This is a genomic window from Bacillus sp. FSL K6-1006 (assembly GCF_038593175.1).
In the GTDB taxonomy this organism is placed as follows: domain Bacteria; phylum Bacillota; class Bacilli; order Bacillales; family Bacillaceae; genus Bacillus; species Bacillus safensis.
Map to the genome: position 1 here is coordinate 3,264,466 of NZ_CP151970.1, position 12,798 is coordinate 3,277,263.

A 12,798-nucleotide genomic window follows, 5' to 3' on the forward strand; every position below is an offset into this window, starting at 1 on the left:
ATGGACTTTTGAAAAAAGGCTGCCGAGTACGTTCTCGAGCAGCCTATCTGAGGCACCCCTCAGTTTTGTGTTTTCTTATCTAAAATAACCTGACACACCGCTTGAAATGCCTGACGCTAATCGATCTTTATACGTAGCAGATTTCAAGATGTTTGAATCAACTGGACTGGAAACAAAACCAGTTTCTAAAAGAACGCTCGGCATCTTAGAATATTTAATGACGTAGAAGCCAGCTGTTTTCACACCACGGTCTCTTGTACCTAGTGCGCTGACCATTTTAGGCTGGATGTTTTGCGCCAGCTTCAGGCTGTTTGCAGCCGCATAGGTTTTGTCATAATACGTTTCTGTTCCATTTGCACTGCTGTTATCATTTGAGTTCGCATGGACACTGATAAAGATATCTGCATTCGCTGAGGCACCTTTGCTCACTCGTGTTTGAAGACTATCAAATGTGTCTGATGTTCTTGACATGGTCACAAGTGCACCAGCGTTGTTTAATTTCGTATTTAAACGCTTTGCTACATCTAAATTCAAATTCTTTTCATATAATCCGTATCCTACAGCTCCTGAATCATGCGCACCATGACCTGGATCAATGAATACTTTTTTCCCAACAGCCGGATTTTTCAGCTGGTTCACAACAGTTGGTGTCACTGTATTTGTACTGCCTACGACAGTAAATTTGGTGATTTTCTTACTGCTCACTGTTGCTCTCGTTACTTTTGGCAGCGTCTTTTCATTCGTTAGAAGCAATGCTTTGTTTTGCTTCGCTGCAATGCCTGCAGCAGAAGATGAAGTGGCGTAACCAAATCCTCTTCCTACATAGGTATTATTGACACTCATATTGTACTTTTTCACAATATTTGCCGCGACATCATAACGAGTCGAGCCTTTGATCCGCGTTGGTGATTTCAATTGGTTATAAGCTGCTTTTGTGACGTAATTCTCTCCGCCGACTACAATGGTTTGTTTCACATTGCTTGCTTTTGCAACAGAAGCGATTTCAGAACGAAGTCCCTTTTTATCTGTGTATAGAATTGGGAATCCTTTTTGAGCTGCTACAGGTGCAATCGCAATCCCATGTGCATAGAAAGAACCCTCAACGACAACGACGCCTGCTGGCTTTTTCATTTTTTTCGCGATATTGGCAGATAGCTCATATCGGTTTTTTCCTGAAATACGCTGTGTGGAGATGCCCATTTTCTTCACTTGGTTGACCACGTTGTTTGACACACTTGATGTGCTGCCTAAAACGATTACCGTCTTTGTTTTTAATGAAGTTAAGGCTTTTTTTGTATCACCCGAAAGGCTTTTACTGTTTGTGTAAAGAACTGGTCCGTTTTTTTGGTATGCAAGTGGAATTCCTGCTGTTGCATCTGCATACGCAGTTTTCCCTACTAAAACGACTGTACTTGCAGTTCCCCATCCTTTTTTCGCTACGTTTGCCGCTACAGCATATCTGCTCCCGCCATCAATTCTTGAGACTGAATTGTCTGCCAATGCTGTTGGAACGATAACGAAAATGGCGATGAGGCTGAGGATGGCTGTTTTCATCAATGAGCGCATCTTCTATGTCCTCCTTTTACCTTTTAATAGTTTGTTAGTTTTGTACCTGGATAGTAGAACGAGAGTATGGAAGAATACGAGTTTCCAGATTCAGCTCTCGCTTTGGCTCCGTATTGGCTCATACCAATGCCGTGGCCATATCCTTTTCCTGAAATCGTGAAGTCATTTGTGTTGTTTTTGACTGACGCAAACGTGCTTTTCACCTTTGTTGCGCCCATGACTGATCGAAACTCGGTCATCTTCATACTTGCCGTTGTGCTTTTGTTTACCGAATATGTGCCTGTTTTGTTTTTCAGATGGTATGTCAGTTTGATCGATACCGTCTTCGCACGCTGGCCTTTTGTTTTCCCTGAGAACGTCAGGCTTGAAATCGATGCGATTTTCATATCAGATGCAGCGGTTTCTTTGTTTTTGAGCAGCCATGATTTCAGGCCTGCAAGGTCAGCTGCATTTGTCTCTTTTGCTTTAGACCACTCAGATGCTGCTGTGCTGGCAGTCAATGTCGTGCCCAGCTGTTTCTTAGAAAGTTTCAGTGTCCATGGATTGACTGGATCTTTTGGATCCTTTTTGGCCACTAAGTATGGCAGTGCATTTCCCCATACTTCTTCACTTGCCTCTGTATAACCGCCATTGCTAGAGTAATAGGTTGCTGAAATGAGCTGATTGTTGTATTTCAGAACCTTTCCTTTTGTAGCATCGACAGCTTTTGTTGAATTTGTGTACCAGTTATATCCTCCATATACTTGGAAGGCTGTTGTATCAGGGACGACTTTTCCAATACTTTTCACCGAATACGTTCTAGCGGCAACTGCCTGTGCTTTTAACGCTTCAACATTCCAGCTTGCAGGCATTTCATTTGGCACTACACCTTTTAAATAGTCTTCAAATGGAATATTTTCGAGAGTCGGCCTGATATACCCTGATTCAATTGCAAAGTTTACGCTGCCTAAATACGGCTTTCCTGCAATTTGAAGGACATTTTTTGTTGAATATTTCTCAGGAACAACTCTTACTGTGTTATACGTCTTTATGCCTTTTAATGAAATTTTTCCGTTAGAAATATTCAATTGGTAGTTTTGATTTTTTTTCAGATAGACTTGTTTGGCTAATGAATTTTTCAAGCTATCTTTAATTGCACTTGTGCTGCCAGCAAGATGATAAGCATATGTACCTTTTTCCTTCAGCAGTGCTTTTAAAGACGCTGTGACAGAATCGGGTTTCACATACACAACCGTACTGTTAGATTTTGCAGCCAATTGCGACAGCGGCATAGCATAAATATAGCTAGAGGCTTTTGCCAAATAAACTTTATCTGCATTAATATTTAATTTCTTTATAATATTCACAGATAATTCATAGCGATTGGCCCCGCTGATTCTTGTCACCTGTGAGGTTTTTTTGATTTGATTTTCAACTTTTTGTCCAGTACTTTTCGTACTGCCGATGATGATCACTTTACTTGGCATTCTATAAGACGGAATGGAATCTTTTTTTGTTAACAGGATAGGGTATCCCTTTCTCGATGCGTAGGATGCAATGGCAATCCCATTCATAAATGAGTTCCCGCCGACAACGACAGCTTGCTTATAGTTACCCATTTCTTTTGCGATTTTTTGGGAGATTTCAAACTTATCTTTTCCACTAATACGTCTGACTTTGCCATACTTTTTAATAGACTTCTCAGCAGCTGTTGAAATGCTTTTCGTATTTCCGACAATCAGAATGTTATCCGGCTTCATTTTCTTCAGCTGGTTTTCTGTTGTTTTCGTCAGTTTTTCAATATTCGTATACAAAATAGGTGCGCCCAGTTTGTATGCTAACGGCGATACAGAAATTGCATGATCAAATGCATCACGACTGACAATGACAACAGTTGATGGGTTTTTCCAGCCAGCAGAAGCGATGCTGTTGGCTACTTCGTATCTATTTTTGCCGTCATATCTTTTTGTCACAGCAACATTTGATCCTGATAGCTTGTATTCCCCAGTTGTTGAGATATCCATACTTGTTTTGTTTCCGATATAATTAGACAATTTCACTGAAATTGCCGAGCTTGCCATGGCAGACTGAAAGGGTGCAACTAGTAGAGTCAGTATCATGAGAACGATTAGTGTAACGCCTGTTTTCTTCAATTTTGTTCATCCCGCCCATCTTTTTTACTTCTGTTTTTCAATCTTCTGGATTTCCTTTTGACCACTGTCATTAATAAAGTAAGAGATTTCTACTGTGTCTCCTGGTTTAAATTCATTTAACACATCTTTAAAATTATCCGTAAATTCATAGCTTAGGGTCGTATTCACTTTTTTCACTTCGACTGTATGTGCATCAGCCATTCCAATAAATTCAGCTTTCTCTTCCAGTACCTGAGGAGTTGAACTGCTTGTCTTGTTTTCTCCTGAGGACTGCTCGGCCGTTCCACATGCTGTGAGCACGATACCTAGTAGCAGTATTAAGAACGGTAAAACGACGATTTTCTTCATTTTTTTCACCTCATGTCTTTGTATCGTCTTATAAGTTATTATTTTAAGGTAAATTTAAGGTTTTTTGAAACCTTTTTTTTGTTACAACGTCTATATCTAGGTTCAGAGTAAAAAAATAACTTGTTTATCAAGATTCGTAAACCTATAATCATGGAAGAATCATAGAAAAGGTGAGGGACATTATGAGAGCTGAAAGAAAAAGAAAGAAGAAAAAGGTTCTTTGGATTGTTTTATCGATTATTGGCTTATTCGTATTAGCAACTGGCGGATACGCATATCATCTTTGGAACACAGCAGCATCGACCGTCGCAGGCATTCAAGAAAATTTAAAGAAGTCAGATAAGCGTGACAAAGATGTCGATTTAAGTAAGAAAGACCCGATTTCTATTTTAGTCATGGGTGTCGATGAACGAAAAAATGACCGAGGCCGTGCAGATACATTAATATACATGACAGTAAATCCGAAAACAAAAACGACCGAGATGGTGAGCATCCCGCGTGATACGTATACGAAGATTGTCGGAAAAGGCACAATGGATAAAATCAACCACTCCTATGCATTTGGCGGTACACAAATGGCAGCAGATACTGTAGAGGAACTGCTTGATGTACCTGTTGATTACTTCGTTAAAGTCAATATGGAAAGCTTCAAGGATATTGTTGATACACTTGGCGGTATTACAGTAAATAGCACGTTTGCATTTAGCTATGACGGCCATTCATTTGGTACAGGAGAAATTAACCTGAATGGCGATCAAGCCCTTGCCTACACAAGAATGAGAAAGCAAGATCCAAAGGGTGACTTCGGACGTCAGCAAAGACAGCGCCAGGTCATTGAAGGCATCATTGCAAAAGGTGCCAACATTTCATCTATTACGAAATTCGGCGATATGTTCAAAGTCGTGGAAAATAATATGAAGACAAACATGTCATTTGACGATATGTGGATGATGATGAATGATTATCGTGATGCAAGACAGCATGTGGAGCAGCACGAGCTGAAAGGATCAGGCACACGTATCAATAACATTTATTACTACCAGCTTGATGACAGCAGTCTTGCGAATGTGAAGAAGGAATTGAAGGAAAGTTTGGAGCAGTAAAAAAGAAGACTACAGAAATGTAGTCTTCTTTTTTTATGATTGAAATGGAACTGGTTTTTCTTCACTTAATCCAAAACGATGGAGAAGCTCTTCGACAATTCGTTTTGACGCTTGTCCATCACCATATGGATTAGACGCCTTCGACATGTTGTCGTACTCTTTCTGATCGACTAACAGCTGTTTTGCCATGTTGTAAATGGTCTCTTCATCTGTACCAGCGAGCTTCAGCGTGCCAGCTTTCACACCTTCAGGGCGTTCTGTTGTATCGCGCAGAACTAATACTGGCTTCCCTAGAGAAGGCGCCTCCTCTTGGACACCCCCAGAATCCGTTAATATAAAGTGTGAGGCAGCAGCGAAGTTATGGAAATCAACGACTTCAAGCGGCTCAATTAAGTGCACACGATCAAGATCACTGAATTCTGTTTGAGCCGCATCACGAACAGCAGGGTTTAAATGTACAGGATATACAACCTGAACATCTTCAAACTCTTCTACAATACGTCTAATCGCTCTAAACATGTTTTTCATCGGCTGGCCGAGATTTTCTCTGCGATGAGCCGTTAACAAAATCATTTTATCTGTGCCTATTTTCTCTAAAATAGGGTGTTGATACTGCTCTGTAACCGTTGTTTGCAACGCATCAATCGCAGTATTCCCCGTCACACAAATCGTCTCTTCTTTTTTATTTTCAATTAAAAGATTCTGCTTTGCCTCATTTGTAGGAGCAAAATGAATATCGGCAATCGTACCTGTCATTTGTCGGTTCAATTCCTCAGGGAACGGCGAGTATTTATTGTGTGTTCTTAAACCCGCTTCAACGTGACCGACTGAAATTTGGTGGTAGAATGCGGCCAAGCTTCCTGCAAAGGTTGTTGTTGTGTCTCCATGAACAAGGACAATATCAGGTTTTTCCTCTTGAAATAGTTGATCTAGTTTCAAGAGTGCATTTGATGTGATTTCAGATAATGTCTGACGTTCTTTCATAATATTTAAATCATGATCCGGACGAATGTTAAAGGCTTTCAACACTTGATCAAGCATTTGCCGATGCTGTGCAGTCACAGTGACTGAGGATTTGATTTGCGGATGTTTTTTCAACTCAAGGACAAGGGGTGCCATTTTAATCGCTTCAGGCCTCGTCCCGAATACAGTCATTACATGTAATGTTTTCAATAGTCGATGCCTCTTTCCTTCTCATTTATCATAAGTGTATTATACAAAAGAATAGGAACGAATCCTAATCATTCTATTTTCAATTTTTACATCGCCTTTACTCTTTTCAACATAAAAATTTACACAAACTCTTTACAATAGATAATGAATCAAATCATGCATTTATCGTAAATCATTTGTCATTTCTATCATTTGTAAGTTACACTTTATGAAAGATGAAAAATGAAGCCAAATCATTTTTTCTATATGTAAGGAAGGTGCAAAGTTCATTGAAAAAAGTACGTAAAGCCATAATACCAGCTGCAGGTCTTGGGACACGTTTCCTCCCTGCAACAAAAGCGATGCCTAAAGAAATGCTCCCAATCGTTGATAAACCAACCATTCAATATATTATTGAAGAAGCTGTTGAATCAGGAATTGAAGACATTATTATCGTCACTGGAAAAGGGAAAAGAGCCATTGAGGATCATTTTGATTTTGCACCAGAGCTAGAGCGCAATCTTGAGGAAAAGGGAAAGAGCGAGCTTTTAGAAAAAGTGAGAAAATCCTCTAACATTGCTGACATTCATTACATACGTCAAAAAGAGCCGAAAGGACTTGGACACGCCGTTTGGTGCGCACGTAACTTTATTGGCGATGAGCCTTTTGCTGTTTTATTAGGTGATGACATTGTGCAAGCCGAAACGCCTGGGCTTCGCCAGCTGATGGATGAATACGAAAAAACCCTTTCATCTGTCATCGGTGTTCAGCAAGTAGCAGACAGCGATACGCATCGCTACGGGATCATTGATCCTCTTACACAAGAAGGACGCCGCTACCAAGTCAAAAACTTTGTTGAAAAGCCGCCGCAAGGAACAGCACCATCGAACCTAGCCATCTTAGGGCGCTACATTTTCACGCCAGAGATCTTTATGTACCTCGATCAGCAAGAGATTGGTGCAGGCGGAGAAATTCAACTGACAGATGCCATTCAAAAGCTGAATGACATCCAGCGCGTCTTCGCCTATGATTTCGAAGGAAAACGATACGATGTCGGCGAGAAGCAAGGCTTCATTGAAACGACGCTTGAGTTTGCTCTTCAAGATGAAGAATTGAAAAAGAAACTCATTCCATTTATGAAACAGCTTCTCGAAAAAGAAGAAGTGAATTAAAAAAAGCTGCCGGCCTCGGCAGCTTTTTTATTTAATGACTGAAATAGTCAGTGTATGCTGTTCATTATCAATGACAAACAGGTTGTTTTCGCCCTTCACTGCGAATTTTGTTCGTTTCTCATTCATCCAGACATTTTGTTCTGTCAGCCCAAGTGTGGAAGGAGAGATTGACATAATGCCGCGAAACACAATCGTGTTTGCCTGACCATTTTGAATGACATAGTCGGTTTTCTCTGTGGTCAATCGCTCAATCGTATCTCCTTGGTCATTTTTCACTGAACTCAGCGTCTGCATTCTCTGTTTCAGCACAGATTCTTCTTTTCCAAGGAAAGAAAGTAAATACTCATACGAACCTGCCGATGCAGGCGATACATAGGAATTAAACTGTCCTGGTCCAATGGATAATGACTTTAAATCCTCTGCATTTTGAAGCGCATCGGGTTTGACAAAATACGTTTCTGACGCTGTTTTAATTTGAACGGTTTGTTTATTTTCAGCCACAGCCTGTACTTCTTGTCCAAATGGCAAAGTGACATCGGCCTTTTTTTTCATGGCTTGGTCTTTGTAAACCTTGAGTGGATCAGCCGTGACAATCGCCTGTTGATCCACCTTTTTCATATCAGGCGATCCTTTGGTCTGCGGGTTCTTCGACTGAGGCGCTTCTGTCTTATCTGATGGGATTGCACCAAATGTCGCCAATGTACGAAGCGGGCGATCTGAAAACATCGATAAGGCTAGTAATAGCGTTAAGACCGCTAAAACTGTCACTTGAAATGCGGGTCCTAACAATGAGCGGCGGTTTCCGTTCTCTTGATAACGAGACACCTTCTCTGTCTTTTGTACGCCTTTTCTACCTTCTTTATGTTCCATTTGGTATTTTTGTTTCTCTTTCTTGGAAAGCTTGTTAAACCAATCAACAAACTCCTTATATTCCTTCACGACCTTTTTCGTATCATCAAACATGCGAAGTTCACCATAATGCATCCAAGCTACCCGATCACAGATTTTTTGAATTTGGCTAATGGAGTGACTGACAAAAAAGATCGTCTTTCCTTGTTCCTTGAACTCTGTTATGCGGTCAACACATTTTTGATAGAAGGTTTGGTCTCCAACAGACAGTGCTTCATCAATAATCAGGATATCTGGATCGATATGCGCTGAAATGGCAAAGCCAAGGCGTGATTTCATTCCGCTTGAATAGCTCTTAACCGGCTGGTCAATAAAGTCACCAATATCCGCAAACTCTACGATTTTTTCATAAAGCTCGTCTATCTCTTTATTCGTCAGCCCCATCATTAAGCACTTTAAACGAATGTTGTCTTTCCCGCTTAATTGGTTGTTCAGCCCTGCCGCAATGGCAATTAACGATGGCTGGCCGTCCATATCAATTTCACCACTTGTTGGTGGAATGATTTTCGCTAGAAGGTTCGACATTGTCGATTTCCCAGATCCGTTAATCCCTACAAAACCAATTGTCTCGCCTTCATAGACATCAAAGGACACATCACGAACAGCAAAGAAACCTTTTTCATTTTTATTAGGTAAAAACAGCCCTTTAATCTTATCCGACTGTTTTTTATATAGGACGTATTGCTTGGATACGTTTCGAAACGAAACCTTTAGTTTCATCGTATAATCTCCTTACTTTTTAAAGAAAATCGACAAATTTATCCCTAAATTTCATATGAAGCAATGAACCGACTGTTAAAAGAAGAAGCGTGATCAGCCAAAAATAAAGTGTGTATTTGACATCATGGAAGAACCATTCTCCCTTTAATAAGCTATTTCTGAAACCATCAATAATGTAGAAAAGAGGATTCAGTCTTAATATGTCCCCAATCCACGCTTTGTCTCCAGTGAGCTTCTCTGAGATATTCCAAAAAATCGGCAGCAAAAAGAAAAGTAATCGTGTCACAGATTGTAAAAGAAATTGATAGTCTCTCACGAGTACACTAATCGTGGAATTAAACAAACTAAACGAAAACATAAACGCGATCATACAAATAAGATAGTATATATATTGCAGCCAATGCGCGTCAGGGTAGATGCCATAGGAAATCAGCACAATCAGATAGACACCCATCATAACAAAGTAGCTGAACAAGTTGGACATAATCACCACAGACGGCAGCGCACTAATCGGAAAATTCATCTTCGATACCATATTAATGCGTTTAAACACACTGTTTGATCCATCAAGAATGGTCGGACTAATGAAGAACCAAGGGATTAAACCGGCAAGCATCCAGATGATAAATGGAACCTCCATGTCTCCAATGGCAATTGGCTGCCCTCCGCGAATGCCCATACCAAAAACAAACCAGTAAGCGAGCATCTGCATTAATGGATTTAAAAACTGCCACAAAACACCCAAATAATTCATCTGATATTTTGATTTTGTTTCATAAACAGCAAGTCGCATAATCAGCGGAAGTGAGCTGATTTGCTCTCTTAATATTGTAAACAATGCGTTCATTCTAATCTTCCTTAGATATAAGTTTTTGGGATTGCCTCTTTAAAAAAATCACCGCTCATAATTGTAACAGATGTTGAGAAATATTTCACTTTTCAAATCGAATAAGTATATTAAATAGTAGGGAATTTTGATCAAAATAAACACTGGTATATTCAGCTATTCTAGGTTACTAATTACCTTATTATATCATTGCTTTATAATTGTCATTAGAATATAATTATCAGGATAATTGCATTTCCAAAATAAATATCATTTTCCTATTATATATATTACATGAAGGGGCTTAACATTAATGAGAATCAAGCAATTCAAAAAAATCGTTACAAGAAAGATTAAATTTATTTTAAATCCACTAATTGAGTTTTCCAGAGATTCACGACTTCGTATTAGAAGTAAATACACCTCCTATTTAGAGAAAAATCCGGTTAGAAGTAATTATATTCTATATGAAGCTTATCATGGCAAAAGTATTTCTGGAAATTGTTACGCAATTTTTCTAGGCTTGATGAAAGATAGTACTTTTAAAGATTTACATCATGTTTGGGTCATTAATGATTTCAATGATCCAATGATTGCAGAATTAAAGCAGAAAACTTCTAATATTTCCTTTGTTAAAGTTGATAGCAACGAATATCTAAAATATTTAGCAACTTCAAAATATTTAGTTAATGATACGTCATTTCCTTTTTACTTTATTAAAAGAGAAGAGCAAGTTTATATCAATACATGGCATGGAACTCCTTTAAAAACTTTAGGGAAGGATATTAATAAAAGATCAATGTCTGGTCATAAAAATATCCAAAGAAATTTGCTTCATTGTGATTACCTTATTAGCCCGAATACTTTTACGTATGAAAAATTACTAAAATCAAATGATGTATTTGGGATATTTGCCGGGGAAATTGCAAATATCGGTTATCCTAGAGTAGATTTAACATTAAACACTAACAGTGAAAGTGTTAAAGAAAGATTAGACTTACCTTTTAATAAAAAAATTGTACTTTATGCTCCAACATGGAGAGGAACAATAGGGGCCGAAGAGGATACTTGCTATACATTGCATAGTGAAGTGGTGAAAATTCAGCAGGCGCTTGGTGATGATTACTTAGTACTTTTAAAATCTCATTACTTTTCTTATAAATTTTTTAAACAGAGTGGTCTTGAACATCTTTGTGTTCCAAACTGGATTGATACAAATGAACTTTTATCAGCTATAGACATTTTGATTACAGATTATTCAAGTATCTTTTTCGATTTCCTACCTTTAAAAAGACCTGTCTTTTTCTATATGCCTGACTTACGTGAATATGAATCAGAAAGAGGTTTTTATTTAGATATAACAAAACTTCCAGGACCTATCTGTGAAAATATAGTTGATTTAATTGACAGCTTAGGCCAACTAAACAGTTTAAATAACTTCAATAAACAGTTTGAAAGTCAATACAAAGAGTTTTTAGATGAATACTGCTCTTATGATGACGGAAATGCTACTAATCGACTCATTGACATAATATTTAAAGGGAAAAATCAAGATGAATTAATCAAGGTTGAAAGCAATAAACAAAAATTACTTTTTTATTGTGGGGGCTTCTACAATAATGGTATAACCGTTTCAGCGACTAATTTATTTGATCAGATTGATTACAACAAATATGAAGTTGTCGTCATTGATAACTCAAATTATCATAAAGATAAATGGATGAACATACAAAAGCTTCATCCTAATGTTCATATTATTTATAGACCAGGTTTTGTTAATAGAACATTAAAAGAAACATATAAACAGAATCTAATTTTCCGCCGTGGTTTATACAATAACAAAATGTTAAAATACACTCCAGTAAACTCATACAAGAGAGAATTAAAGAGAATTATTGGTAATACGAAGTTTGATGTAGGAATAGATTTTGGAGGGTATAACAAATTTTGGACTCTTCTTTTCGCATTCGGAGATTTTAAAGTCAAAAGTATTTTCCTGCATGCCGACATGATGAAAGAGTATAACAAGAAAGTGAACCACAAATATAAACATCGTGGTAACCTAAAAGTAATTTTCTCACTGTACAAGTTCTTCGATAGAATTGTTTCAGTTGCCGAATCGACTAACATAGAAAATCACTTGAACTTAAGCCCTTATATTCCTAATGCTTTAGAGAAAATGGTTTTTGTTAATAATGTAATCTCGCCTAACAAAGTCCTTCAAATGAAAGAAAATAAAGAGATTATAGAATTTAATAATGAGAGATATTTAATTACTTATCAAAATGATAAAAACGAATCCATCGGTCTTAATCTATCTGCGATTCCACTTCCAAATAAGGAGTACATCAACTTTATTACTGTAGGAAGATTATCTCCTGAAAAAGGGCAAAAGAAATTAATTTCTGCTTTCTCACAATTACACAAGCAATACCCAAAAGCTGTATTGTATATTGTGGGTGAAGGGCCTTTAAAAAGAGAATTAAAGGATCACACAAAAAAGTTACATCTAGAACATTGCGTGTTTTTTGTTGGACAACTCGAAAATCCATTTTCTTTACTAGATGAATGTGATTGTTTTGTATTATCTTCAGATTATGAAGGGCAAGGCTTGGTTCTCATGGAAGCAATGATTTTAAAGAAACCAATTATAGCTACCGATGTAACTGGAGTACATTCCGTCTTAGAGGGTGGATATGGATTATTAGTTGATAATAATGAAACTGCGCTATTTAATGGTATGTCTGATTTTATCCAGAATAGTATGGAACAAAAATCCTTTGATTACGAAAAGTATAATAGCGAGGCGCTAGACCTCTTCTACAAAAATGTCTGTACAAAAACTAATTAACCACTTATATATAGAATAA

General features: G+C 37.9%; 9 protein-coding genes. 3 read left to right on the plus strand and 6 right to left on the minus strand.

Features of this window, described 5'->3' with window-relative positions; translation table 11 throughout:
* Positions 1-75 precede the first annotated feature (75 nt).
* From NSS65_RS17045 to NSS65_RS17055, 3 genes are read right to left on the minus strand one after another with little or no spacing between them, the layout of a single operon-like run.
* On the minus strand, positions 76-1,566 hold the full coding sequence (locus NSS65_RS17045) for an N-acetylmuramoyl-L-alanine amidase (RefSeq protein ID WP_034281124.1): 1,491 nt from the start codon (positions 1,564-1,566) through the stop codon (positions 76-78).
* 23 nt (positions 1,567-1,589) lie between these two features.
* On the minus strand, positions 1,590-3,698 hold the full coding sequence (locus tag NSS65_RS17050; protein WP_034281125.1) for a SpoIID/LytB domain-containing protein: 2,109 nt from the start codon (positions 3,696-3,698) through the stop codon (positions 1,590-1,592).
* Positions 3,699-3,722: 24 nt separating this feature from the next.
* The gene (locus tag NSS65_RS17055; protein ID WP_024423640.1) at positions 3,723-4,046 is read right to left on the minus strand and encodes a hypothetical protein; all 324 of its coding nucleotides are present in this window, start codon (positions 4,044-4,046) and stop codon (positions 3,723-3,725) included.
* A 182-nt stretch (positions 4,047-4,228) separates the two neighbouring features.
* On the opposite strand from NSS65_RS17055, the gene NSS65_RS17060 reads away from it, so the two are divergent.
* Complete coding sequence (locus NSS65_RS17060; RefSeq protein ID WP_046313060.1) at positions 4,229-5,149, plus strand: LytR family transcriptional regulator; 921 nt, start codon at positions 4,229-4,231, stop codon at positions 5,147-5,149.
* 33 nt (positions 5,150-5,182) lie between these two features.
* Here NSS65_RS17060 and wecB read toward each other — a convergent pair whose 3' ends face one another.
* Positions 5,183-6,322 (minus strand): UDP-N-acetylglucosamine 2-epimerase (non-hydrolyzing), encoded by a 1,140-nt coding sequence (gene wecB / locus NSS65_RS17065; RefSeq protein ID WP_024423642.1) that lies wholly within the window; start codon positions 6,320-6,322, stop codon positions 5,183-5,185.
* A 269-nt stretch (positions 6,323-6,591) separates the two neighbouring features.
* Between wecB and galU the strand changes: the two genes are divergently transcribed.
* Positions 6,592-7,473 carry a UTP--glucose-1-phosphate uridylyltransferase GalU gene (gene galU, locus NSS65_RS17070; protein WP_008343198.1) on the plus strand — a complete coding sequence of 294 codons (882 nt, stop codon included), beginning with the start codon at positions 6,592-6,594 and terminating at the stop codon, positions 7,471-7,473.
* A 27-nt stretch (positions 7,474-7,500) separates the two neighbouring features.
* On the opposite strand, the gene tagH is transcribed toward galU, so the two are convergent.
* On the minus strand, positions 7,501-9,102 hold the full coding sequence (gene tagH / locus NSS65_RS17075; RefSeq protein WP_034281128.1) for a teichoic acids export ABC transporter ATP-binding subunit TagH: 1,602 nt from the start codon (positions 9,100-9,102) through the stop codon (positions 7,501-7,503).
* 19 nt (positions 9,103-9,121) lie between these two features.
* Positions 9,122-9,949 (minus strand): ABC transporter permease, encoded by an 828-nt coding sequence (locus NSS65_RS17080; protein ID WP_034281130.1) that lies wholly within the window; start codon positions 9,947-9,949, stop codon positions 9,122-9,124.
* Positions 9,950-10,241: 292 nt separating this feature from the next.
* Here NSS65_RS17080 and NSS65_RS17085 point away from each other — a divergent pair, with 292 nt between their 5' ends.
* Positions 10,242-12,779: a glycosyltransferase gene (locus NSS65_RS17085; protein ID WP_034281132.1), complete on the plus strand. Its 2,538-nt coding sequence runs from the start codon at positions 10,242-10,244 to the stop codon at positions 12,777-12,779.
* Positions 12,780-12,798: the final 19 nt, after the last annotated feature.